Below are 25,109 nucleotides of genomic sequence, written 5' to 3'. Positions count from 1 at the left end.
TAATAATTGTTTACCGGCACATCTGCTTCTGAGATCACAGGTTATAAATACTCTGCAAAATCTTCAGGCGTTATTACCTCACCTTCTTCGGCAGGTACAGGACACACGATGACCATAAGCTCATCTTGGGTCATACCCGGAACCCATTTAGTTAAAAACTCTTGGGTAGTAAGCTCCATCGCCTCACAGTGAGCCCAATCCTCTGTCGCCCACAATAATGCAAGTTCAGATTCAGGCCAAATTGGTACGCCATCCTCTTCATCCGTAGTTAGCATCACACATCCATGCTCATCTTTGAGAATGAATAATCGTTGTTCGGCTTTAATAATAGCTAAACTGGCGTCTAATCGCTGAGCAGCACTTTTTTCTAACAATGGATGTATATTTGGCATAAAATTCTCGTTTTAATTGGCTCGATTGCCACATTCTGTGTATTCAGAGTTATTGTCTAATTAACGATTAATTTGCAGTGGACACACTGTCTATTATTTCTGTTAGACCTACTCTTCTTACTTGCTTCATGCTGTGTACGTATACTTTCAGTGATACGTTTTCCAATACTTTAATTTTCGTAAGATTTACATTTTCAGGTAATTGGGTTTGAACATTCGTGGGTAAAACAGCAACACCGCCTTCGCTTTGAAGGTTGTTTAACGCTAAATTCAAAGAGTTTGTTCTTAATTTAGCATCTCGTAATTGTGGATAGGTCGTAAGTAGCCAGTCTCTTGCTTTGGCGCCCCAGTCGATGGCAACAAAATCGGCGGCATCTATGGTTTCCCGTCCCTCTCCGACTCTATACAGAGCAAGTTCATGCTCTAGCAACACTGTGCTATTCACTTCTTCTGACTTTAACGGTTCGGTAGAAAAAGACAAATCTGTAACGCGTTCGTGCATTTGACGAGACAAGGTGTCAAGCGTAAGCACTTCCGCTTTGACCGACCAATCCGGAAAGGCATTATGCAAGTGACTCAACATTTGGGGTAACAACAGTTCACTGGCTAATTGCGTGGCGCCACATACTACATATTCAGACGACTGAATTTGTAATTCCTGTTTAGCCTCGTTTAGTGTTGCACAAAGCTGTTTCGCATAAGGCAGGAGCTTTTCTCCGGATTGCGTAAGCTGGATACTATTTCTTTGCCTGATGAACAACGTGGTATGAAAGTATTCTTCAAGAAGCTTTATACGTGCACTGACTGCAGATTGTGTGAGGTAAAGATTTTCTGCGGCTTTACCAAAGTGACGAGTTTTGGCCACCTCTATAAAGGTGGTAAGGAAGCGTATGTCCATGCTTGTTGTACAACCGAATCAAAGTGTGTCTAAATTGACATAGATGATACGGCAAGTAAACACAAAAGCACAGAAGCGCACCGCTACAAACGGTACGCTTAATCAAATTTTCACCAACTAGTAGAATTAATATTCTTCTTGGTGCAGACGACGCTGTTTATCACGACGTTGTAGGTCACGCTTTTGTTTAACTTTGACGCTGCTTTGACGCTTAGCGTTAGTTTTCTTTGCGTAAGAACCTTCGTCTTCTACCGAGTCCCATTCTTCACGCTGGTAACGATAGTCTTTGCTCATTGCTTTCTCTAAGTTGTTAACACACCTTAATTATTAACGTAAGCGTAAAAATGAAAAACGAAAATTTATCATCGTAGCGATAATAATTTTTGATGACTAAATGGAGTAGTTTTTGAAAAATCTACCGTCACCAAAAGCTATCGATAGAACGTTTATCTGCTATCACCTAAAAACAAAACAGAAAAAGTTATATTCTTTATTATTCAATAAAATAGAAGAAAGAGAACATCACTTTACAAGTCACCAATAGCAATTTATCGCTTATTTTATCTCGCATAGTTTTTGAATTTATCTTCAGTTAAAAATTTTTTGTTGATAAGAAAAAAAACTTTTGTTTTATCTTGCTTTTCAATTGTCATACAAGAGCGCTGAACAAAACATTACGTTGGGTACATTATGAAAAGTTTAGCTATTAGACCATCAGCAAAACCTTACATTGACCGTTTGAAGTTTCCCTATGGATTTCGTAAGTCCGGTGACTTCAGCATTGCTGAAGCAGATCTTCTCACCACATACGGTAAAACCCTGCTGGGACTTGAGAGTGGCGAACTTAAACCAGAAAGTGACGATGAAGCGCATTTTGTTGACTTTATTAGTGGTAAGGTTGAAGCAAGCAATAACATGGAGAAGGCGTGGGCAAAGTACGTCAGACTTGCAAGAGGCAAAAAACATTTTTATACGTTGCACAGTAGCGCAAGTAATCAGTCGGATTACGATGACGACTACTCAGACGACGAGTTCGACGTTGCGTAAAAAGTATAGACTGATCAAAAGAGCTCGCCATGGCGAGCTTTTTTGTTTGAGCTTTAAATGATCTCAATCAAGTTATGGAAAGAACAAAATTGAGAAACGTTAAGGAATGTCTACACTTAGATTAAAGATGAGCAAAAAAGCCCGTGTTAGGTTTTATTGCTCTGATTAAACCAGCCCATGCAAAGGAGGCGCAACGATGGTTATTAGTTCGAAACAGCTTACTCACTTTTCTATTCATGCACTTGATGACAAAGTGGGCGGTATTCGCGACATCCTTTTTGATGATGAAACCTTCACCGTTCGCTATCTAGTGGCGGACACTAATACCTGGCTCCCCCTCAGCCGCAAAGTCGTGATATCCCCTATTTCGGTCAAGCAGTTAGCCTGTGAAGATGAAACAGTTCATATTAATATGACTGTCGATACACTCAAGAATAGCCCTTCAATTGACGAGCATAAACCTGTCTCTCGCGAGTACGAAGAGAACCTTTTTAAGTACTTTGGCTACGGTTACTACTGGATAGGCCCCGGAGCTTGGGGCGAATTTGCCCACCCCGATGAGTTAGTTGAACTACAGCATGCCGAGGAGTCCGATACTGTTCACCCTCAAAAAACATCAAATCATTTACGCGCGGTGGGAGAAGTTGGAGGATATGAAGTTGCTACGACATCTGACAATGTAGGTCATATTAGTAATTTTATTATTGATACGCGCAGTTGGAAAATCGTACTTCTGGTGGTTGATACAAACAACTGGCTACCTGGCGGGAAGCATTTAGCGTTATTACCTAGTGATATCAAAAACATCGACTGGGCTGCTCATCACGTTAGCGTGAATCTGAGCCAAGATGAACTAATGAATCGACCTGAAGTGGATAACGATAAGATTTCTGAAGATGGTTACATTGCAACGCTATGCAGTGACCTTAATAGCAATATATAAATGAGGCGATATGCCTTTCTCTTTCAATGTCCGTTTCTTTAAACGGACATTGTTTTGAGAGTCTTTTACGATAATTTTTACTTCATTTGCAAAAAAATTCGAACATTAAGGCTATCAAACGTTTAACCCGTTCATCAGCTAAACGATAAAAGATAGTTTGCCCCTCTCTACGCGTGGCTACCATTTTTGACTCTCGCAGTAAGGCGAGATGCTGTGATATTACTGGCTGAGACACGTCGACAACATCAAGAAGTTCAGTAACCGACTTTTCCTCTTCGAGTAATGAGCAAAGCACCATAAGGCGCGTTTTGTTTGCAAACTGCTTGAGAAAAATTTCAGCTTCTGCGGCATGTTCCATTATCGCGTTTGAACCTATAACCATATCCTCGGACATAAGCACTTCCTTTTTTGTAAAATAACTGGGCTAATTTACCCCTTTATTATACTAAAGTATAAAACAAATTGCCGATTGGCTATTTTATACGATGAATTTCAGTCAAGACTCTTGTTCTGCTATCCTAAATTGCAAATATAAACGTTAATGCGTTGTTCACCAGCTTAACTTAAAGGAAACCAAATGCTCATTGACATCAAGACTCGGTTAGAAAATATCGACGTTAACTTTAGAACTGTGACGGCAGAACAGGCGTTTAATGAGTTAGAAAATAATGGAGGTACATTAATTGACGTGAGGGAAGCCGCAGAGGCAAATGAGCAACCCGTTCGTTCTGCATTACACATCCCCCGTGGCGTTCTCGAAATGAAAGCCCTTGAGCAATTCAAAGATGCATCCACACCCCTTTACATTCACTGTGCCTCAGGTGTTCGCGCTAAGCTCGCGGCAGAGCAGCTAACTAAATTAGGTTACGAAAATATATCTGTTGTAACGTGCTCAGTGCCTACAATTAACGAAGTTAGCGATAAATGACTCAATATTAACTCATGTGATATAAAAGCCTGAAAAGAAAGAGAAAGAGCGATACATGCTGAAATCCACATTAGAACAGTGGCGAATGTTCAAAGCCGTTGTCGACGCAGGCGGTTTTAATCAGGCCGCCGTAGAAGTACATAAAAGTCAGTCAAGTGTTCATCATGCTGTACAAAAGTTAGAAAACGCTATCGGTGTCAGATTATTTGAAAACATTGGACGAAAAGTACAGCTCTCGCCGCAGGGCGATTTAATGTATCGTCGCGCTAGTTTTTTGCTGGATGAGGCACACAAATTAGAAGCGGTGGCAAGCAGTCTTCAGGCTGGAACAGAAACTACATTACGTATCGCTGTCGATATAATATTTCCGTCGGAACTGCTATATAACGTTCTCGCAAAAGTGTCAGACGAATATCCCTTGTTGCGTATTGAATTAGAGGAAACCGTATTGAGCGGTGCAAACTCTCTGTTGAGCAGCGGTAAGGTGGATATGGGCATTTCGCCCTTCGTCCTTCCAAATGGTTTTAGTGAAGATCTATGCGAGATCGAGTTTGTAGCCGTCGCACACGCCCACCACCCGTTACACCAGTTGGGTAGGACACTCACGTTAGAGGATTTAAAGGCTCACCGTCAGATTGTGGTTCGAGATTCATCAACTGAACGTAAGGCTGACGTCGGCTGGTTAGGAGCGGAACAGCGGTGGACAGTGAGTCATGTAAGGACATCGGTAGATGTTATTGCGCAGGGTTTAGGATTTGCGTGGTTGCCTATTGCTATTATTAAAGACAAACTTGAAGACGGAACCTTGGTTCCCCTGCCGCTGGACAACAATGCTGCGTTGAGAAAAGCGCTGCTTTATCTATCTTTTGAGGATGGTGACACACTTGGTCCTGCGGCTCGCGCTTTTATCGGAGAATTACGTTATCAAACGATGAACCTTCCAACCTCCGACTTAATCATAGACAGTAGTACGGATTAAACGTCTTGACTAGCTCAAGATGCCGCTGAGCTGTTCAAAACCTAAAACAAAACCTAGAAGTGAAACAGACACACCAACTAAAGCCACTGCTCCATCGTCAGTGGCCATACCTATTGCCATAACCAAAACAGCAAACGCAGGAATTAAACCCATAAACGGAATGAGTTCCAGTGGCATCATTACCGCACCGCATAGCATACAGTTCAATGCAATTAACGATCGAAAAACCGTTTGACGCATAAAAAAGCACCGAGGAACTAAGAATCGATCGATACGTACCGCATAAGGTTTCGCTTTTTCAACTATCGATCTAAGTTGGTCGGCGTCACATTGTAATTCCATTACTTTTTCTGGGAGCCACGGGTGACGTTGACCGAGTAAAATTTGCAAAGAGATAAGTAAAATCGTCACACCTGTTATAGATGGCACTCCTGGAATAGCTCCAATAGGTGTACAAGCGATAAATGAAGGCAAGGCAAGCATTGGACCGAAGCCTCTTTTTTCTAAGACACTCCAAAAATCAGCAAGATGAAAGACATCTTGTTGAGCTCTGGGCTGCATTCTTCCAAGAAGCTCATATAATGTCATTGATCTTTCAGCTGTTTTTCCCAACATTTTCAAATCCTTTGATTTAACTTTACCTGTGAACTGGTATGCTGTTTGACGAATTCCTCGCTAAAAATCTAATATAAAGCGCATTTTAGAGACAAAGCACTTCATATTGCGAACAATGATTAGATGAAAGCTGTGCGAAAAATGTGCCATTGGGTACTTGATACAACTATCGCGCGCATGGGAATGTTTTTTGCAAATTCACTTTTTATAAAACGTTTTTGCGAATAACAAAAATTAGAAATATAGGAATAGCTTCAAAGGTTACTACTCAACAAACGCGGTCTAGTTTGAATGGGTTGTTTCGTCTGCCGAGTTAACTTTCCTAGTTATAAAGAATTGACGTATGCAGTTGTCTAGCTTTCGATAGCAAATTTCGTAATGCTGCGATGACTGAACTATGAAAACCATAATATTGATTAAATTCCAAGTTTTTCCAATTAGGAATAGAAGAGAGGGACATCCACGTGCTAACCGTACTTTTAGTTGATGACGACGCCGAATTCACAGAAGTTGCCTGTACCATTATTGAATTTTTGGGGCATGAAGTACTTACTGCCGGAACACTAGAAGAAGCGCGAGATTGGTTAAAAAAAGAAACCTTTGACCACGTTTTACTAGATTTTATGCTGCCTGATGGTAGCGGGGCTCACCTGTTTAATGAATTAGACGCACTTCCAAAGCGACCACGAGTTACATTAATAACTGGTCACCCTTCTGTAAAGAGCGTTATAAAAGGGCTTTGTGGGCCGACTGTTGATTACCTCGTTAAACCTATTCAACGAGAAGAAATTGAAGCAGTTCTAAGTCAGAAAAAGAAGAGTAAAGAGCCAGAAGAAGCAAAAATAGAGAAGCATTTTGACTTACTTATCGGCGAATCGCCGGTGATGAAAGACTTGTATAAGCTTATTGCTCGCGTCAGTAAAACAAGTGCAAACGTTATGCTGCTAGGTGAAAGTGGCGTAGGTAAAGAAGTGGTTGCTGCCGCAATCCATCGCGCCTCTGAAAGTGAAGGCCCCTATATCGCTACAAACTGTGGCGCGTTTTCTAAAGAACTAATTGGAAGCGAATTATTCGGTCATGAAAAAGGGGCATTTACGGGTGCTGTAGGCAGAAAAGAAGGTGTATTCGAGCAAGCGGAAGGCGGCACACTTTTCCTTGATGAAATTACAGAAATGCCAATTGATATGCAGCCGAATTTGCTTCGGGTATTGGAAAACAAAGTTGTACTTCGCGTTGGCGGAACCAAATCGATTCCGGTTAATTGTCGTGTTGTTTCGGCTACGAACCGCACTATGGAAGAAATTGCACAAAGTAAGGTACTTCGAGAAGATATTTATTTTAGGCTTGCTGTTTTTCCTATTACTATCCCTCCCCTACGTGAACGCAAAGAAGATATACCGCTGCTTGCTAAAACCTTTATCGCTGAATTCAACAAAGACAATGGCTCGATTTATCGTTGGGAAGATAGCCAACTTGAAACGTTACAAGCCTATGACTGGCCGGGTAACGTTCGCGAATTGAGACATTTTGTTCACCGTGCTGCCATCATGAGTGACCCAGAAAAAAGTGAAATTGAGCTTCCTAAAACGATTGAGTCTCCTTTTGCGCAAAAGCAAAGTACTACCCCTGCGCTACAGGCAGGTAGGACAATAGAGGACGTAGAAAAAGAACTCATTTATGCCACGCTTGAAAAAGTGAACGGCAATAAAACCACCGCAGCCGAAATGCTGGGGATCAGCACTAAAACGCTTTATAACCGTCTTCATGCCTATGGTGATTTAAGTAAAGACGAATAAAAAGAGGTATTCGGTATGACTAGCGAGGAATTTTCGAAGCTAAGTGTTTTCGTACACGATGCACGCAAGCCGCTTAACAGGATTTCAATGCAGGCTGAACTTGTAAAAATGGCTTTAAACGGAGACGTCGCCCCTGAAAAGGCAATTGCGGCGTTAGACAAAATAATTAGCAGTGCGAAAGACTGCAGCCACACCCTTACTGAAATGACCTCAGACTTGGGTGACAACATTGCGGATTAGTTAAATGATTTCTAAAGTGCTGTCTTCTGTTTACAGTTGGATCATTATTGTTGTTTTTGTCATTGTTGTGATAACGGCTAATTCTTTTTATGTGGTAAATACTTTAAATGACCTTTCTGCCCTTGAAGCAAGACTTTTCACTACCAACCGCGTAATTAACGCGGTAAACAGGTTACATGTTGCCGTGCTCAGAATTGAATCTGGTCAACGAGGCTTCATGCTAACCGATGATGAAAAATATCTTGCTGACTACACAGAAACATTGGGCCTTATCAATGAGGTCATGGATGAAGTAGAAGTAAGTTCATATTCATCTGACATTAAAGTGCAAACTGACAGAATAGAACAGCTGCTTTTATTGACAAAAGCCAAGGTTAACGAGGTCGTTGAAGTTGTTGAACTGGTAAAAGCAGGTAAAGAGCAAGAGGCAATCGATCTCCTAAAAAGTGACAAAGGGATTATCCTCTATAAGCGTTTCGAAACGCTTTTCAGTGAAATCGATAGTTCTGAGAGAAACATGCAAGGAACGCATTTGGCTAACTTGATGAGCTTACGACGCGATTCCGTGAACACATTAATCATTTCTTCGGTCACTACTCTGCTTCTGATTATCACCGTATTTTTACTGTTGAAAATTAACTCTCGGGAACATGAAAAGTACCAAGCTGATCTTGAGTCTGTGAATGAGGATCTAGAAACTAAGATTGCTGAGCGAACTCAGGAGCTAAGCGTTTTTTCTGAGGAACTTGCAAGGAGTAACAGAGAACTGGAAGACTTTGCTTTTGTCGCTTCTCATGATTTACAAGAGCCTTTAAGAAAAATTCGTGCGTTCGGTAATAGGCTAGAGTCAGGTTATAACGATGTCATAGACGAACGAGGTAGAGATTACCTTGCACGCATGCTCAATGCAGCAGAGCGGATGTCAATGTTAATATCAGATCTTCTCGCGTTTTCGCGCGTATCAACTCGTGGTAAGGAATTTGGCGAGGTTGACCTCAATCGTGCGATAAACAGCGTTATTGACGATTTAGAAATTGCTATTGATGAAAAATCCGCCGAAATAAATGTGAGTGATATGCCTGTCATTCGTGGCGATAAATCGCAACTTGAACAGCTGTTTTTAAATCTTATTTCCAATGCGCTCAAGTTTCAAAGTGAAGGCGTCAAGCCCATTGTTTCGATAAATGTAACCAATGCACTTCCCGAAGATATATCAGATATCCTCATTTCCGAAGAGTACGAGTGGATAAAAATCACGGTAACTGACAACGGCATTGGGTTTGAGCAGTCCTTTGCGGAGAAAATATTTGCACCTTTCCAACGTTTACACGGTAGAAGTGAGTACAAAGGAACCGGTATTGGTTTAGCTGTTTGCCGCCGTATAGTTGAACGTCACAATGGGCAAATTAAAGCAATAAGCAAGCCTGGAGAGGGTGCAACATTCTCGATAATACTGCCAAAAGACAGTGATCCTTTTGGAACTAACAACAATAGTGGAGAAACAACCAATGACGCGTAAACAGTCCCAACCTATCAACATCCTTATGGCAGACGACGATGAAGACGACCGTTTGCTCACGGTTGATGCACTTAAAGAGAGTCGAGTTTTAAACAATTTGTTCTGCGTTGAAGATGGCGTTGAACTCTTAGAGTTTTTGCGTCATGAGGGAAAATACTCAGACCCCGCTTCTGCGCCACGTCCTAGTCTTATTCTGTTAGATTTAAATATGCCTAGAAAAGACGGCAGAGAAGCACTTCAAGAACTTAAAAACGATCCAAAACTTAGAAGTATTCCTGTTGTTATTTTAACAACCTCTAAGGAAGAAGAAGATATGCTTCGAGGATACGACTTAGGGTGTGCATCTTACATAACCAAGCCGGTTAACTTTGAAGGCCTGGTTGAACTAATGCGCGCGCTCGGACGCTATTGGATAGAGTTCGTAGAGTTGCCACACGAGTAGTCGGGGAACTAGATGACAGAGGTTATTAAAGTTTTATTAGTCGAGGATGATGAAGATGATTACTTCCTTACCTCTGATTATCTGGAACAATGTGAGTCACCTTCGTTTGAACTAACGTGGGTGACAAACAGTTTAGACGCAGTGGAAGCACTTAAAGCTGATAGTTTCGATTTGTGCTTACTTGACTATTTGTTAGGTGCAGAAAACGCTATTGATGTTTTAGGCGTCTTAAAGTCAAATCAATTTAGCCTACCCGTGGTTATCTTAACCGGCCAATCCGATGCAACGGTAGATGAAATGGTCATGCGTGCTGGCGCCGCTGACTATTTGCAGAAATCTGAAATTGAGTCTCCACGATTTATGCGCACCATACGCTATGCAATGGTGCGACGTGACATCGAAAACGAGCGGCTTGAACGCAATAAAGTTGAGCAAAAAAACAAGGCGAAAGACAAATTTCTCGCCCATTTGGGTCATGAACTCCGCACCCCGCTGACCTCTATTCTTGGATATACAGAACTACTTATTGATGACGCGCGCAACAGTCCTTTCCAACAAGAACTGTCGATTATTCACTCTAATGGTAAGCATCTGTTAAGTTTGCTGAATGATCTTCTTGATATGTCGCGTATCATGGCAGAGAAACTGGAGCTTAATATTCAAGACGTGAATTTATCGGCATTTCTTACCGACATCCATTCACTTATGCGGTTAAATGCGAAAGACAAAGGTTTAAGCCTTAACGTTGTTTCAACTACCAAAATACCTGAATTTATTAAGACCGACCCTACTCGACTGCGACAAGTGCTGCTCAACCTAATCTCGAACGCAGTAAAGTTTACTGACAAGGGAAGCATTACGCTAACGATTTCACTTGAAGTGCCCTCGTCAGAGCCCGCAGACGAGCCGCGTTTATGTTTCTCGGTTGAGGACACTGGCATTGGAATGCCTCCTGATAAGCTAGAAAACATATTTCAACCTTTCGAACAAATCGAAGATGTAATGCGGGCCAACCACGGCGGCGCTGGTTTGGGGCTGGCAATATGCAAAGAGCTCGTCACTAAGCTCGGTGGAGATATAACAGTTACTTCTCGACATGGCGAAGGAAGTATCTTTACTTTTAATATTGCTCCCGGAAATATTTCATCACAACCTCTCGTTGACCTTCAGCTTGAGCAAATTCAACCTGTTGAATCAAGTAGTATCAACCTCTGTGTGACGGGAAGGGTGTTAATCGTTGATGATTTAAGAGAAATACGCAGGCTTACCGGACATTTAGTGAGCCAGTCACAGGCGGATATCAGCTATGCTGAAAATGGCGTTAAGGCGCTAGAAGCTGTGTTGGAAGCAGATGAACACAATCAACCTTTCGACCTGGTGCTAATGGATATTCACATGCCTGTTATGAATGGTATTGAAGCACTTCATGCGATACGCCGTCACGGTAAAAAAATTCCTGTTATTGCAGTAACAGCCGCCAGCCGGAAGGGACTCAAAGAGTCGTTAATTCGAGAAGGGTTTAATGATGTTATCGGCAAACCTATCGACCGGTTTGCGCTCGCCACCTTGCTTTCTCAATACTTGCCACCTGGTAACCATGTTACGTTTACAAACGTAGAAGCTCAGGTTGCTGACATGCCTTTGGACAAACCGTTTGCGCCGGAAAAACACCTCCCCTATTCAGCAGAAGATGAAAACAAGCGAGATGTAACATCACTCAGCCCCGAAAAGACAGACATTGATGAAAAGTCGAGTGAAAAGGGGGTTATTAACAAGCGAATCCTTGTGATTGAAGATGATGAAGATGCGGCGGAGCTTTTACAGCTGTTTCTTTCACACTTAGGTCACACAGTTACAACTACGTATAGTGGTGTAGATGCATTAAATACAGCTCAAGAGCAACGTTTTGACCACATACTCATGGATTTAACCTTACCCGATTACAACGGTTATGACCTTGCAGCTGAGCTGAAGAAAGCACTTCCTGACACATCGCTAACGATAGTAAGCGGACATGAAGCTGACACAGAAAGCATGAAATCTATTGGTATAGACAGCGCACTCCTTAAGCCTGTATCTAAAGATGACTTAGAATCCGTCGTAGGCTAAGCGGGCGACATTAGCCTAATACCAGTCCGCATAGACACTGCGAAAATATTACAAAGGTTTGCAACCTCAGTGCGTGGGACTTGCAAACTTTTCACTACCCAAACCACGTCGTAAACATAATATTTCTTATTAATCAAAAAGTTAAAGTATTGGTATAAGCGTTGCACCTCTTATGTTGAACCCAAAATATTAAGGAGAGTATTATGGCTACACAAGCATCAGCAAAATCGCAAACGGTAAAATCTACCACAGCAAACGGCGTGACTGAGCCAAGCCACCCAGTGACGGATCAATTAAAGGATTCTCTTCATGCATCTGTCGATAAATTAGCAGACAGTGCGGGTATTGCCGAAGAAAATATTCGTAAAACAGCATCATCGTCTGCAGAAAGTATGTCTGAGAGAAAACGCTTGGCAGAGCAAAAATGGCAAGCTTCAAAAGTGCGTAACTATGCAATCGAAAATCCTCTTGCAACAGCGGGTATCGCGTTTGCTGCTGGTATGTTAGTAACTTCACTACTACGCAAGAAGTAATTTGATGAAAGCCCCTGATTTTCACAAAGCACAATTTACTCTGTGCGAAGAAAATCCGTTTCGTCTGACGCCCCCTGGGGCGCAGACGAATTTTTATTCCCGCAATTTAAATACGAGTAAATCAGCAAGCTCCACTATAAACGAACAGCAATATCCAGACCCGGCTTTCTCGGACATTTTCTCAGCACTACAAGAAGCACTTGCTCAGCGAAAAGCGCAAGGCTTTGCGTTTTTAGAGTTGACCAACAGCGAATTAATGCTTATTAAAAAAAGCTTTTTTGTAACTGTTTTTGCTTGTTTAGCTGCGTTTACGGTTGGCACAGTCTGCTGGCTTATTTTGAACATTGCCATTGGCACTGTTTTGCACAACATTGGCCTACATTATGTCGTAGTACCTCTTGTGCTTCTCGTACTTAATAGCGCTGCAGCATTTGGTTTGTTTAAACTTGCTCAAAATGCATTTAATTATTTAAGCTTTCAACGGCTGATTCGAACATGGCATAAAGTTATTGGTTAACTTATTTGCTCGTAAAAGCTTCGTTAATACGAAGGATAGTATTTATGAATATTTTTCTTAAATCGAACATACAAGATATTGCTCAAAAAGAGCATGCTTACTTTTCTCAAAAACATCACGCAGACATTGCACTTACTCAAGCAAAAAGGCAATGTAAGTTACTGATGGGAAAACCCGAAGTTCTGTTAGGTATTTCGGCACTTGGTGCCTATAAAGGTGCAGTAGATGCAAAGCCTAAAGCAAAACGTAATCAAGCAATGATGGCTTTAGGCCGAACGGCGTTGATGTCATTATTCCAATAATCACAGTACCTAAGGAGTATGTGAGATGGGCAATACAATCATAAATAGAAAATCACGAATTAAGTTGGCCTTAATTGGGGCTACTTTTGCTTTAGCCATAACAGGTTGCTCATCCTCTCCCATTGCAGCCCCTACTCCCTATAAATCGGCTAGTTCAAAAGCCGCGTACGGTTATTCCAGCGAAAAGCTTTCTGAAAACGAGATTAGAGTCCTTTTTAAAGCAACGGATAAAACGCCTGCAGATCTCGTTCAGCAATACGCACTGCATCGGGCCGCTGAGATAGCTAAATCTCAAGGTTTTTCTCACCTCGCTATTGTAAAAACCAGTGTTGATAAAAAGCCTGTGATGGCAAGAGAGGTAATGGCGAACAACGAACAGCCCGTAGCTTTTCAAACCGATAAACAGTGTACAATGTCAGGCTGTGACGAAGTAGCTCAGCCAATGGCCGTACCTAGCTCTAATGACGTGGTAAAAACACAGATAAACGATATTTACTTTACTATAGATGTAGAGATGTCGAGCGATAAGACTACTTTGGGCAAAAATGCCTTCACAGTAAATGAGATATTGTCAGAGCCTTTGGAACCCAAAAAGTAGAATTAAATAAGATACAATATCCGCGTCTGGCAGTTCGATCGCGACTCTGTGTTTATCGTGTCATACTGCCAGGCTCATAAAACCTGCTATCATCGACTGCGCGACTTTTCCCCACCTTCTACTCTGCTTCACCATAATTACACCGGCGTTGCTAGATAAGCACTATACACCGTGCTCAGAAAGCCTTAACTGAGCACCACTGCATTCAAAGCTTTTCCCGCACCTTCATGGCGTTAATGCCCCGTTAATCTTCTATTAATATTGTACAAAAGTCTTTGTCATCAACAATCTCTATCCTTAATCACATGAACTGCATAGCAGGTTTATACGCCTTAATCATATTAGTGATTTGGGTGACGCAGAACTTAATTTTGCATACGACTAAGGAGTCAGCGATGAAAAAACTAAACACAGCGATTACAAAGACTGCAGTTGCAGCGGCTACAGTGTTGTTAGTCTCGGGGTGCAGTGCTGTGGCTAAACCGCAGATGGACAATACCGCTTCCAGTGCGCCTGTTTTAAAAGCAAAAGCACTAGATAACGCGCTACTTTATTCCGACGAGTGCATCACGGAAAGAGAGGTGGTGTCAGCGCAGAGAAAATGGGGCGACGGTATAGTCAGAATTGGCGCAGTATTTAGTAATGATGGCGATTACTCAACTGAGGCTGCAGATTTTATACAGGCGATGTATGGCTACGATTTAAGTAGTGTCTTATTTAAGCCAACCCTGGCCGCTAATGACCAATTCCGTTCAAGCTTTGATGCAGCGCTTTCTTACTTTGTTGGCGGCAACGATGCCTATGCTGAGGATAAAGGCTTCGCAATTAAACCTTATACAAACGTCAAGTTTGATAACGTTGGCATTATCAATAACAGCTGCCGTATGGCGGTAGCAATGGGTAACTACTTCTTTACCGACACACAGGGCGGAGAAACAAAGGTAGAGTACACATTTGCCTATGTAAAAGACAGTGACGGTGATCTTCGAATTGTGGCCCATCAATCATCCTTACCCTACAACCCCAATGGAAATTAAGTCAGTTCAGCCCCTGAGTACTTGCATATTCAGGGGTCTCTCCCCTTTGTTTAGGCAGCGCGGCTTTCCCTTCCGCTCTGTCTTTTTTTTTGAGATGTTAAAATACTATGAACATAAAATCTAAGTTATCCCTATGTGCCTTGCTCTTGTTATCTCTAACATTTACAAGTGTTCGAACATTCGCGAATGCTGATATCCAATCTTGGAATGCATTGGCACTTTCCGGCGATGCAAGTAACAATGGAAAATGGCAATTTTGGTTTGATGGCCATTTACGATTTAAAGACGATGCTTCTCGTTTGGGCGTTTCTATCATAAGACCAGGTTTTGGATACAAGTTTTCAGACGATTTTGCACTTTGGTTAGGTGTAGCCCGAGTTACAATTGATAGTAACGGTGGCTTGATACATGAGGACAGAATATGGCAGCAGTCGACATACTCCTTAAACAAATTTATGGGCGGAAGTTTGTCCGGAAGAAGTCGTCTAGAGCAGCGATTTAGACATGACGAAGGTGACGATACTGGCTATAGATTTAGACAGTTTATTAGATGGTCTAAACCACTTACTGAAAATTGGAGCTTCGTTATCTGGGATGAAATTTTCTTTGGCTTCAACGATACGGACTGGGGACAGACTAGTGGTTTTGACCAGAATCGTTTGTACATTGGCCCTGCCTTTCAATTAAATCAAAAGTGGCGCATCGAAATGGGCTATATGCACAATTATATCAACCCTCCTGACGACAATGCTGACGCAATAACGAACCACAATTTATCACTCACGTTCTTTGGGAGTTGGTGAAGTCAATATATTGAATTGAGAAAAGATATAGATAGATAAACTAATTCTAATTCCAAATACAATTCATGCTGTCATGTAAAATATGCACTTTTTTATGTAATCGTGACTTTAACTATCTAGTTACTATCGTCCAATAAAATAAGAAAAATAAATATTTATATTAAATATCATTAACTTAGCAACTCGGCATGAAGCTAGCATTAGTTACTGTGTAAGTAACGGAAGCAAAACGAGGACTTAGTTATGTTAGGTTGGGCAATTACATTTTTTATTATCGCCATTATCGCAGCAGTTTTTGGTTTTGGAGGCATCGCAGGTGCAGCAACGGGTATAGCACAGTTTCTATTTTTCGTGTTTATCGCATTGCTAGTAATCTCACTAATCGCTAACGCGCTACGTGGCAAAGCACCAAGAGCCTAGAAGTAACAAGCATTTTAATAGGAAAAAGGAGTAAGGATATGTTTTCATTTAAAAATCTTTCTAAAGTATTAGTAGCATCAGCATTTGCACTATCACTAGCCGCGTGTGGCGATGGTGAAGCAGAAAACGCAGGTGAAGAGCTTGACGAAATGGTTACCGATGCGGGTAACGCCGTTGAAGATGCTTGCGAAGATGTGAAAGAAGGCGTAGAAGCCGAAGATAAAGATTGTTAATAGGATCTTTAGAACAAAGGGTCAGACATTGTCTGACCCTTTTTCGTTTACGTTAAAAACTAGCTAGGAAACTTCTTCGCCACCTAAGTCTCTAGCTAAATCGTCGAGCGTCGATAGCGTCGAATCAAACTCACCAAGTATATAACGATACTTAACACTAACGTGATGGTCAGACTTTCCGAATTTAACCTTCAATCCATCTGCATCAAGGTGTTTAACGGTGTTCAAAAACCGATAAGCAGACATTTCTGTCGTAAATTCATATTCAACAGCGTTTTCCATTTAATACACCACCTCGGGGTGTGCATCAACAACAGCAATAACACGTTGGGTTAAAGCATTGTCTTTAAACTCTAATACATCATACGACAGCCAATCAGCTAAAATCTCGGAAGCCGTGGCGGCCTCCCCTTGCTCAAGTTTTGCAGTCATCATCTGTAACTGAACGCTTGACCTTATTGATGTATCAGTATCTGGACTTGGCATATTAGATGCCACTTCCAAGGCAACGGTTAACCACCGCCTATCGTGCTGCGAGCGAGTGCAGCCGTCAGACTGAGTGAAGAAACCTGACCAGCGCTTACCCAACCGTTCAATTAGCGTCTCCTTATCTTCAGTACCTTCACCTACGCTAAGCTTAAGTAATGAAGTGAGTGCCTGTGCTTTGTCTCGTTGAGATTGAGCCTGTGCACGTTCTGCTTGCGCTTCGCGCTTGCTTTCAACCACATTTAATTTTCGCTCAACTTTGCTGCGCTGCGGCTTAGGTAGTTCCGCAAGCTGTTCTCTAACGCGGGCCATAGACTCGTTGAAAGAAGCGTCGTCGCTGCTTGTATCAATATTTTCGATATTAGAAAGCAGTGAATCTACCTTCTCGTTTACAACGTTATTGAGTAATTTTCTTTCCGCTTTCAAGCGTTCGAAAACTAAGTCATTTGCCGCTTTAAATTCCGACCAAAGTTTACTCTCTTCCCGCTTGCCCGCATGACCAACTTGCTTCCATCGGTTTTGTAGACTCTGAGCTTCGTCTGCTGCAACAGCTACATCGTCGTGATTTGCAAGTTGCTGAGCTTGCGATACTAAATCTCGCTTCTGAGCTTGGTTATCATTCTGCCAAGCTTGAATCTTAGTTTGGATGGGAGCAGAAATCGCTTTCCACTCGCGCTTCAGCTGCTCGTAAGTATCTCGTTCAACTTGGCCTGCAGCGTGCCATTGCTTTGCTGCTCTGTCGAAAATTTTAACTAACTCCGCTTCCGGTAAGCTTGGATCTATCGATTTTACAGAAGCTATGATAGCTACGCGTTTTTCTTGAGCTTGTTGCCGTTGCTCATCAAGTTTTGCATAGTGCTCACGACAAGGCTCGAAGGCTTTTTCTAGCGCATCGTCAAACTGCTTCTGCAAATCGTCGTCGCTACCATCCGTTGTGCTGCTATTCGTCGTTGTTGTTAATGACAACCACTGTTTGCGAAGGTATTTGATCGCTTCGCTTCGCGCTTTTATATCGTCTGCTTCTGTCGACGCTAAAGTTAGAGCTTCCTCTACAAGTGCAGGCTTACGAGGTGCAGCGAGATAACTCTGCCACCCCTCAAGACGAGAGACTTCTTCAGCCGTTTTGTCGAAGCGCTTTTCGACTTGTTCTTTCGCAGAATCGGGCATCTCATTGTAGTTATTTTCGAGCTTTTGAAATTTCGATATCGCGACGCGAAACTTTCCTTGACCAATGAGATTATCAATAACGCTTATTTGTCTTCTAACATTTTTGATTTGCTCATTTTGCTTTGTTTTTTGCGCTCTTTCCTTAGCACTTACACGATTAATCAATGCCTTGTAACGCCCTGACAACGCTTTAGGGATAGCGTCAATCTCACTACTTAGCTTTTTATAATCCTCGCGCGCTTCAGTAAATGCGGCCTGAAGAGTATCAAGGGTGACGTTTTCATGCGACGTTTCATCAACTTGTGCGCTTAGTTCCGCTGGGTTAGCGTCTGTTTGACCGCTCTGTACCTTCACAGCGCTAAGTGTTGTTATTTTGGTAGCAATATCCTCAAGCATTTGCAGTTTAATCAGGAGCTTTTGCCCGTAGTGTTGCTGCATAGAGAAACGTTCAAGTTTGTCGTTTAACTCGTTTACTGCTTTTGTTATTTCTTTTAGGCGCTTCTCGCTTGATTTTTCATTTCCCAAACGAGCTAACTGCTCAAGCGTAGCTTCTACCCCGCGAACACTCTCGTTTACTGTTGCTACATCCGCAAGTGTCGCTTCACAAAGGCGATTGTCGTAAAGCCATGAAACTTGCTCGATAGCGTGGGCCAATTGTTGTTCACATAATGCTTGAGTATTGGCAAGCTGAGTAGCTAACTGTTTTTCTTCCCACCCTGGGCGAATACGCGATAAGTACCGGTCTACTTGCTCTGAAATCCTTTCTCGTTTTTCTTTATATTCTGTGTGTTCTTCCTGAGTGAGAAGGTTAATTTGGGCAAATAACCCCGAAAGCTCACTGTCGAATTCTCGGCGTTTTTGCTCGACAACCTCTACGTCCGGCTTATCAAGTAGCGCTTGGTACTTTGATAAGGTTAAAGTTAGCTGCTTTTTAAGTTCCACTGGGCGCTGCTGCGCTTCTTTTATTGCGTCTATGCGAACGTTGATTTTGGACAACAAATCGTCATCCGACACTTTTTTTGCCAGCTTTTGCAAATCGGATATCGTTGAGTAACCGTTAATAAGCTGTGTTTGTAAACTGGCACTTGCCCCTTCTAAAAAAACGTAATGTGTAAATGAAGGTTTATTAACTTTCTCAATTAACGCTTTGGCTAACGTATCGTCACGTAACAGTGCAGCGTCTTTTTCGAGCATTTTGGGTAGAAGTTGTATGACGAACTCGGGACTCGCCGTTTCTTTTAAAAACGACAATTTTTCTTCACAAGATAGGGAAAGATCCCCCTCATTTAAAAGCGCTGAATTAACTTTCTGCTCAGCGACCTTTTTTACTCGAGCCTGCTTCGCGATTTGCGACATTTTAAGCCACAACACGAAACTATTGAGCTTCTCTAGCGCTGATAAACTTACATTGGGATCCTCGTCGTTGAAGGCGAGCTCGTGAAGAATTGTTTTTTCTTGTGCCTTATCTGGAGAGAGATTTTCAATTGCCTGCATTCTTTTTTCAGGCTTAGGGCTTTGGTGCGAAGGCGTAAATATACGACTAAATATCATCCTGTTTGAACCGCGCTATTGTATTTTTATCATCCTGCTCACTACGTAATGAGCGTTTAAAATCGGCTTTGCTTTTGTGAACAATTTCGCCGTTCTCGCCTACAGTCATATGCTCTGAGGACTTTTCAATTTTGGCTTGGTAAAGCATAACGGCCTGCATCGAGCTTTCTCTTTGCTCATTATTCAAAGGTGTGCCATCAGGCCATTTGCCGGTTTCAACTGCTTGGCGGAGACGCTCATAGATTTCTGGCGTCATACTCGCTAATAGTGCTTCAATATTCATTTAGGAAAAACGCTTTATATAAACAATACGCGCACGATTTACTAAGTACCATACAAAGCCAACCACTGCGCCCAAAATAGCCAAATTATGTTGCAAATCACCCGGACGGGTTCCGCCCCAATACATGAAGCCAAAGCTCGCAACGAATATTAGCATAGCAAGAAGAGACTGGTTCTGGATACTCGCCAGCTTTTTAAATCTTTGTAAGCTTTGTTTGCGCTCTATATCTTCTGAAGTCGCGTCACCGATTTTGAAATCGCAATGAGGGCACGTCTTCGCTTTGTCAGACGTTTTCTTGTTGCATGAAGGACAGTCAACTAATGCCATATGTTGCTCCTAATGATTGAGTGCGAAATGAGAATACTCATGCTATTTGCACCAGTATTTTACGCGGACGGCTATCATACTGAAGTTAGGCACAACAATGAAGTCGATTCTGAGGATAAACCATGACATCCCAAAACAAAAAATGCGCGGGGTGTACACTTTTAACAAAGTACACCGGCGCGCAAATTTACTCACTTGTTTTCTGTATAAACGTTAGACAACAGCGTCTTTTAAGACGCCTTATAAATCCGTGGTTTCTACTTTTTGTGGCGAGACCAATAGTCGTTTACGGTCTCCTTCATCTCTTTACAAAGCAGCATGATCCCAAACAGGTTAGGCAAGGTCATTACCACGATAGCCACGGCAGACAGTGCCCAAACTAATGTGGTGTCGGAGAACGCAGCCCAAACAAAACCGGCAACGTAAATTACGCGATACGGCATAACAGAACGCGGCCCCAAAAGGTAAGTCATGGCGCGGTCACCGTAGTAAGACCAGGCAATAGCAGTTGAGAACGCAAACAGCATAAGGCCAATTGACACGATATATTGACCGAAGTCGCCAAAAAAGCCTCGTGTAAATGCAATCGTCGTTAGCGCTGCAGAGTGAACCAGTGACTTTCCGCTGATTTCTAAATTCTCTTTAACTGGCTTACCGTCCACAATTTTGAGGGTACCGGTAAACAAGTCTTCACTACCGACAGAATACTTCACGTCTTCCGCAATTGAACGAGCGTTAAGAAGCGTAAAGCCATCGCTTACCGCAGTGCCGTTAACAACTGTAATCGACCCTGTATAAGGTTCAACAACGTTACCTTCAATCTCGTTTAGGTAGCCATATAATTTATCGACATCAGCTTGGTTGGTATCGTCGTATTTTCCCGCCACGAAATACATATCGGAACGATCGAACACGTTTTCGTGCTTTTCTTTCCACACACCTGAAGAGAGAATAACCAAACCCGTAACGGTACAGATTAAAATGGTGTCGATGAAAGGTTCCAGCAGAGAAACCATACCTTCTGATGCGGGCTCTTTCGTTTTTGCAGCTGCGTGAGCAATAGGTGCAGACCCCTGCCCGGCTTCGTTCGAGAACAGGCCACGGTTAACACCACGGTTAAACGCGTAAGCTAACGACGCCCCCAAGAAACCACCTGCAGCGGCTGAGCCGGTAAACGCATCACCAATTACAGCGGCAAACGAAGGGCCAATATTTTCAAGGTTCGCGAAAATAACCGCAAGCGCACCAATAAGGTAGATAACTGCCATTACGGGAACAACGCGCGCGGTGAAAGCCGCTATTCGCTGAATACCACCAAGAATAACCAAGGCGAGAAGAATACCCAATACACTTCCTACTAACCAAGGCTCAAAACCAAAAGTGGCTTCAATACTTTGTGCAATACCGTTACTTTGAGGAAGGTTGCCGGTACCAAATGAACTTATTACCGTGGCGATAGCAAAGGCCACAGCTAGCCATTTCATGTTTAAACGACGGTCCATGTAATACATTGGGCCACCAGCCATTGTGCCGTCTTCGGTTTTAACACGGTACTTATGCGACAGGGTTACCTCAACAAACTTTGTCGTCATACCCAAAAAAGCGGTAACCCACATCCAGAATAATGCCGCTGGACCACCTAAGAAAATAGCAAACGCCACACCTGAGATATTACCTGTACCTACCGTGCCAGACAGTGCGGTAGTTAGCGCGCGAAAGTGGGTGGTATCGCCAGGGTCGCTTTCTTTGTCAAACTTGCCGGTAACAACCTGCCAAGCGTGTTTAAAAAAACGAATTTGCGGAAACTTAAGATAAACCGTGAAGAAAAGACCTACACCTAACAGCACATAAGGAAACCAAAACGCGCCCCCTAAGAATCCATCGAGCATAGTTAGAAAACCATATAACCCTTCCAACGTTATTCCCCTTTTTTATTATGTTTAATTGTTGTTTTATTTTAATAATTAAAAGGCCTCTTTTTGTCGAGGCCTTTCTTGCGGAAGCTTTCGCTTCCTATTTTTATTTTTCTGATGCTTTTAGCTTTTTAACAACCGCATTCACGCCAATAAGCAAATCTTCACCTAATTGACGGCTGCGCTGTACCGACCATCCATAAATGTCGTCCGGCACATTAGCGTTATCTTTAAATGGCATTTCCACTGTGTATGCCATACATTTGAACTTCTCACCCACCGCATTTGACGCTACGGTTAAATTAGCCTTACCTGGCTCGTCTTTGTCGTAACCGAATTCATCCTGAAACTCTGGCGTTGCGTTTAAAAGCGCAGCTTTAAACGTATGTTCAAGCATCTTTATGGTGTCATTGTAGCTCGGGTTACCTTCACTTCCTGCCACAAAGTTGTACGGTAATGCCTCATCACCGTGCAAATCAAGATACATGTCCACACCAATTTCACTCATCGCGTTAAGTACGTAAAGTACTTCTGGGCTTTTTTCTTGCGAGGGCGTTGCCCATTCGCGATTGAGGTTGGTGCCTACAGCGTTGGTACGCAGATGGCCTCGTGCACTGCCGTCTGGGTTCATGTTTGGCACAATGTAGAACACGGCGTTATCAAGCAACTGTCGCGCCAAACCATCTTGCTCGTCAAGTAAACGATATATAATGCCTTCTGCACACCACTCGGCCATCGTTTCGCCAGGGTGTTGGCGGGCTGTTATCCATACCTTTTTCTTCTCTGGCGTTTCTTCACCGATTACCAGCAAAGACATATCACGGCCATCTAGAGTAAGGCCTAAGAATTTGTGCTCACACAACAATGACATTTGCGCATCGTGCACAAGATCGAGATGGCGTTCATAGCTGTACGGAATGAAATACGCAAAGTAAACGCTAGGCTGTTCTAACGTAAGTGAAAACGTAAGGTTGTCACCGTCAAATTCGCTAGGAATGCGAAACCACGTGTGACGATCGTAAGACGCTAGAACGTTATATCCTTTCCAACCTTCTGGATATGCCGACTTTGCCAAGTTACCGATTGTCATGGTGTGCGTTACAAAGGTTTCGCCCACTAAACGAAAATGAAACCACTGAGCAAATTCAGATTGATTATCGTTGGGAATGGTAAGACGAATATCGTCTGGTGATTGTGCGCTAACTACTTCGATGTTACCGCTGTCGAATTGACTGGAAATATGCATAGACTGTCGTTTTCCTCGTTATTTGAGCGCTAATTTAGCATAGACATAAACACAAATTCCACGCACTCAGCGGCTTTTATACTGTCGAAAGTATACAAAATGTTTACACCATCAAAAAACCGACCACTTGGGTCGGTTTTTTATACAGTTTAAAGCTCAGCTTTATAGAAGATTATTAAAGCGGCAATGTAGGGAAGCTTAGCCCTGCCATGTCACGAACTACGCGCAATACCTGACAGCTGTAACCAAACTCGTTGTCGTACCATACATAAAGCGTTAAGCGGTTGTCCGCGGCAATGGTTGCCTGAGAATCTACTACTGACGCAGCGCGAGAGCCAACTAAGTCTGTAGATACAATCTCTTTACTTGCTGTGTAGTCAATTTGATGCTGAAGCTTTGAGAACAGTGCGGTATCACGAAGAAATTCGTTTACTGCAATGCGATCTACTGACGTTTTAAGATTCAAGTTCAAAATAGCTAAAGACACATTCGGCGTAGGTACACGGATAGCGTTACCAGTAAGTTTACCCGCTAGTTTCGGATATGCCTTGGCAACCGCTTTCGCCGCACCAGTTTCGGTAATTACCATGTTAAGTGGTGCACTTCGTCCGCGACGGTCGCCTTTGTGGTAGTTATCGATCAGGTTTTGGTCGTTAGTATACGAGTGAACCGTTTCAACATGACCATTTTCAATGCCATATTCTTCATCTAGCGCTTTAAGCACCGGTGTAATGGCATTGGTCGTACAGCTAGCAGCAGAAACAATAGTATCTTCTGGTGTTACTTCTTCGTCGTTCACACCGTGTACGATGTTTTTAATGTCACCTTTACCAGGTGCAGTAAGAATGGCTTTAGCTGCGCCTTTCGCCTTTAGGTGAAGACCAAGACCATCGCGATCACGCCAAATGCCCGTGTTATCAACGATGATGGCGTTATCTATACCATATTGGGTGTAATCCACCTCATCAGGGCTGTTGGCATATATCACTTGGATGTACGAGCCATTCGCTTTTAGTGCGTTTCGCTCGTGATCTACCGTAATGCTCCCGTTGAAAGGACCATGAACTGAATCGCGGCGCAACAAGCTTGCTCGCTTTTCTAAGTCGCCGTCTCGTCCACCTCGGACCACAATGGCTCGTAGACGCAATTTGTTATTTTTCCCCTGACGCTCAATAAGTAAGCGTGCAAGTAAGCGACCAATACGACCAAAACCATAAAGTACAACGTCTTGAGGCTTCTGATCGTCCTCTTTGTTGGCAACGTCGTTTAGTTTTTCGTTGAGGTAGGCCGTAAGGTCGCTGTTATCAACCGCAGAACCGAAGTGAAAATCGAAGGCTAGTTTGCCGATATCGATTTGGGCAGGCGCCAGCTTCATATTGCTTAGCGCTTCTAAAATAGGGAAACTTTCTCGAAGGCGTAATTTGATACCTTCGTGCAGTCGCACTTTGCGATGCGCTTTGATAACGTCTATCGCACTGGCATTTAATAATGAACGTCCGTAAACTGAAATTTCAACTGCCTTATTACGGTAAAGCTTACCAATGAGGGGCAACATCATTTCTGCGTATTCCTGACGCTCTTGCCAGCTGCTTTGTAATTCCTGCTCAAACTGTTGATTCATGCTTCTGCCTTCATCGAAATTAAATTAACGGTGTTGTCGTTGATGTCTATTTGCAGCCATAAAATAGAGGGCGTAGACGTTCAACAATTCTTAATTACGCGTCAGCTTTTTATTATTTTTAGGGTACACTAGGTGAGTTTTCGTCTGACGGTGACGAGCAGTAT

The 25,109-nt window shown here is 42.7% G+C and carries 29 protein-coding genes; 17 read left to right on the top strand and 12 right to left on the bottom strand.

Annotated elements, in window-relative coordinates; genetic code table 11:
* Positions 1-41 precede the first annotated feature (41 nt).
* The 3 genes from GVO62_RS02905 to GVO62_RS19320 form a co-directional block, all read right to left on the bottom strand.
* Entirely contained in the window at positions 42-392 is a 351-nt protein-coding gene (locus tag GVO62_RS02905; protein ID WP_105929703.1) for a DUF2750 domain-containing protein, read from the bottom strand.
* 67 nt (positions 393-459) lie between these two features.
* A complete protein-coding gene (locus tag GVO62_RS02900) occupies positions 460-1,290 on the bottom strand; it encodes a LysR family transcriptional regulator (protein ID WP_159117659.1) in 831 nt (276 codons plus the stop codon).
* A gap of 126 nt (positions 1,291-1,416) precedes the next feature.
* Positions 1,417-1,584, bottom strand: a complete 168-nt coding sequence (locus GVO62_RS19320; protein WP_167390606.1) for a hypothetical protein — start codon at positions 1,582-1,584, stop codon at positions 1,417-1,419.
* 396 nt (positions 1,585-1,980) lie between these two features.
* Between GVO62_RS19320 and maoP the strand changes: the two genes are divergently transcribed.
* Both maoP and GVO62_RS02890 read left to right on the top strand, forming a co-directional pair.
* Positions 1,981-2,337: a DUF413 domain-containing protein gene (gene maoP / locus GVO62_RS02895; protein WP_105929705.1), complete on the top strand. Its 357-nt coding sequence runs from the start codon at positions 1,981-1,983 to the stop codon at positions 2,335-2,337.
* Positions 2,338-2,533: 196 nt separating this feature from the next.
* A complete protein-coding gene (locus tag GVO62_RS02890) occupies positions 2,534-3,280 on the top strand; it encodes a PRC-barrel domain-containing protein (RefSeq protein WP_159117658.1) in 747 nt (248 codons plus the stop codon).
* Positions 3,281-3,362: 82 nt separating this feature from the next.
* Here the strand turns inward: GVO62_RS02890 and GVO62_RS02885 are convergent, their stop codons facing one another.
* Positions 3,363-3,674 carry an ArsR/SmtB family transcription factor gene (locus GVO62_RS02885; protein WP_105929707.1) on the bottom strand — a complete coding sequence of 104 codons (312 nt, stop codon included), beginning with the start codon at positions 3,672-3,674 and terminating at the stop codon, positions 3,363-3,365.
* A 183-nt stretch (positions 3,675-3,857) separates the two neighbouring features.
* Between GVO62_RS02885 and GVO62_RS02880 the strand changes: the two genes are divergently transcribed.
* Complete coding sequence (locus GVO62_RS02880; protein ID WP_159117657.1) at positions 3,858-4,208, top strand: rhodanese-like domain-containing protein; 351 nt, start codon at positions 3,858-3,860, stop codon at positions 4,206-4,208.
* Positions 4,209-4,263: 55 nt separating this feature from the next.
* A complete protein-coding gene (locus GVO62_RS02875) occupies positions 4,264-5,187 on the top strand; it encodes a LysR family transcriptional regulator (RefSeq protein WP_159117656.1) in 924 nt (307 codons plus the stop codon).
* A 9-nt stretch (positions 5,188-5,196) separates the two neighbouring features.
* On the opposite strand, the gene GVO62_RS02870 is transcribed toward GVO62_RS02875, so the two are convergent.
* Complete coding sequence (locus GVO62_RS02870) at positions 5,197-5,802, bottom strand: exopolysaccharide biosynthesis protein (protein WP_159117655.1); 606 nt, start codon at positions 5,800-5,802, stop codon at positions 5,197-5,199.
* A gap of 464 nt (positions 5,803-6,266) precedes the next feature.
* Between GVO62_RS02870 and GVO62_RS02865 the strand changes: the two genes are divergently transcribed.
* The 13 genes from GVO62_RS02865 (at position 6,267) to GVO62_RS02805 (ending at position 16,351) form a co-directional block, all read left to right on the top strand.
* Complete coding sequence (locus GVO62_RS02865; protein ID WP_105929711.1) at positions 6,267-7,598, top strand: sigma-54-dependent transcriptional regulator; 1,332 nt, start codon at positions 6,267-6,269, stop codon at positions 7,596-7,598.
* A 15-nt stretch (positions 7,599-7,613) separates the two neighbouring features.
* Complete coding sequence (locus GVO62_RS02860) at positions 7,614-7,838, top strand: hypothetical protein (RefSeq protein WP_159117654.1); 225 nt, start codon at positions 7,614-7,616, stop codon at positions 7,836-7,838.
* A gap of 4 nt (positions 7,839-7,842) precedes the next feature.
* Positions 7,843-9,357 (top strand): sensor histidine kinase, encoded by a 1,515-nt coding sequence (locus tag GVO62_RS02855; RefSeq protein ID WP_159117653.1) that lies wholly within the window; start codon positions 7,843-7,845, stop codon positions 9,355-9,357.
* Positions 9,347-9,799: a response regulator gene (locus GVO62_RS02850; RefSeq protein ID WP_105929714.1), complete on the top strand. Its 453-nt coding sequence runs from the start codon at positions 9,347-9,349 to the stop codon at positions 9,797-9,799. The genes GVO62_RS02855 and GVO62_RS02850 overlap by 11 nt, the downstream gene beginning before the upstream one ends.
* 12 nt (positions 9,800-9,811) lie before the next feature.
* Positions 9,812-11,908 (top strand): response regulator, encoded by a 2,097-nt coding sequence (locus tag GVO62_RS02845; protein ID WP_159117652.1) that lies wholly within the window; start codon positions 9,812-9,814, stop codon positions 11,906-11,908.
* A gap of 203 nt (positions 11,909-12,111) precedes the next feature.
* Positions 12,112-12,441, top strand: coding sequence for a DUF883 domain-containing protein (locus GVO62_RS02840; RefSeq protein WP_105929716.1), 330 nt, complete (start codon positions 12,112-12,114; stop codon positions 12,439-12,441).
* A 4-nt stretch (positions 12,442-12,445) separates the two neighbouring features.
* The gene (locus GVO62_RS02835; protein ID WP_159117651.1) at positions 12,446-12,958 is read left to right on the top strand and encodes a hypothetical protein; all 513 of its coding nucleotides are present in this window, start codon (positions 12,446-12,448) and stop codon (positions 12,956-12,958) included.
* Positions 12,959-13,002: 44 nt separating this feature from the next.
* A complete protein-coding gene (locus GVO62_RS02830) occupies positions 13,003-13,260 on the top strand; it encodes a hypothetical protein (protein ID WP_159117650.1) in 258 nt (85 codons plus the stop codon).
* Between the two features lie 25 nt (positions 13,261-13,285).
* Positions 13,286-13,858: a CC0125/CC1285 family lipoprotein gene (locus tag GVO62_RS02825; RefSeq protein ID WP_159117649.1), complete on the top strand. Its 573-nt coding sequence runs from the start codon at positions 13,286-13,288 to the stop codon at positions 13,856-13,858.
* Positions 13,859-14,253: 395 nt separating this feature from the next.
* Positions 14,254-14,895: a phosphoribosyl-AMP cyclohydrolase gene (locus GVO62_RS02820; protein ID WP_159117648.1), complete on the top strand. Its 642-nt coding sequence runs from the start codon at positions 14,254-14,256 to the stop codon at positions 14,893-14,895.
* A 107-nt stretch (positions 14,896-15,002) separates the two neighbouring features.
* Positions 15,003-15,698, top strand: coding sequence for a DUF2490 domain-containing protein (locus GVO62_RS02815; RefSeq protein WP_159117647.1), 696 nt, complete (start codon positions 15,003-15,005; stop codon positions 15,696-15,698).
* A gap of 243 nt (positions 15,699-15,941) precedes the next feature.
* Entirely contained in the window at positions 15,942-16,118 is a 177-nt protein-coding gene (locus GVO62_RS02810) for a DUF1328 domain-containing protein (RefSeq protein ID WP_025255564.1), read from the top strand.
* Between the two features lie 38 nt (positions 16,119-16,156).
* Positions 16,157-16,351 carry a hypothetical protein gene (locus tag GVO62_RS02805; RefSeq protein WP_159117646.1) on the top strand — a complete coding sequence of 65 codons (195 nt, stop codon included), beginning with the start codon at positions 16,157-16,159 and terminating at the stop codon, positions 16,349-16,351.
* Positions 16,352-16,414: 63 nt separating this feature from the next.
* Here GVO62_RS02805 and GVO62_RS02800 read toward each other — a convergent pair whose 3' ends face one another.
* From GVO62_RS02800 to GVO62_RS02770, 7 genes are all read right to left on the bottom strand, one after another.
* Positions 16,415-16,633, bottom strand: a complete 219-nt coding sequence (locus GVO62_RS02800; RefSeq protein WP_159117645.1) for a hypothetical protein — start codon at positions 16,631-16,633, stop codon at positions 16,415-16,417.
* Entirely contained in the window at positions 16,634-19,498 is a 2,865-nt protein-coding gene (locus GVO62_RS02795; RefSeq protein WP_236547048.1) for a DUF349 domain-containing protein, read from the bottom strand.
* Between the two features lie 46 nt (positions 19,499-19,544).
* Complete coding sequence (locus GVO62_RS02790; RefSeq protein ID WP_105929723.1) at positions 19,545-19,838, bottom strand: YeaC family protein; 294 nt, start codon at positions 19,836-19,838, stop codon at positions 19,545-19,547.
* Positions 19,839-20,165: a zinc ribbon domain-containing protein gene (locus GVO62_RS02785; RefSeq protein ID WP_014949837.1), complete on the bottom strand. Its 327-nt coding sequence runs from the start codon at positions 20,163-20,165 to the stop codon at positions 19,839-19,841.
* Between the two features lie 257 nt (positions 20,166-20,422).
* The gene (locus GVO62_RS02780; protein ID WP_159117643.1) at positions 20,423-22,081 is read right to left on the bottom strand and encodes an alanine/glycine:cation symporter family protein; all 1,659 of its coding nucleotides are present in this window, start codon (positions 22,079-22,081) and stop codon (positions 20,423-20,425) included.
* Between the two features lie 103 nt (positions 22,082-22,184).
* The gene (locus GVO62_RS02775) at positions 22,185-23,324 is read right to left on the bottom strand and encodes a M14 family metallopeptidase (protein WP_159117642.1); all 1,140 of its coding nucleotides are present in this window, start codon (positions 23,322-23,324) and stop codon (positions 22,185-22,187) included.
* A 175-nt stretch (positions 23,325-23,499) separates the two neighbouring features.
* On the bottom strand, positions 23,500-24,945 hold the full coding sequence (locus GVO62_RS02770) for a glyceraldehyde-3-phosphate dehydrogenase (RefSeq protein ID WP_105929726.1): 1,446 nt from the start codon (positions 24,943-24,945) through the stop codon (positions 23,500-23,502).
* Between the last annotated feature and the right edge of the window lie 164 nt (positions 24,946-25,109).

The organism is Alteromonas sp. KUL150 (genome assembly GCF_009811475.1).
GTDB classification, from domain to species: Bacteria; Pseudomonadota; Gammaproteobacteria; order Enterobacterales; family Alteromonadaceae; genus Alteromonas; species Alteromonas gracilis.
Note: the sequence above shows the minus strand (reverse complement) of the source record. Positions and strands in the feature narration are given on the sequence as shown.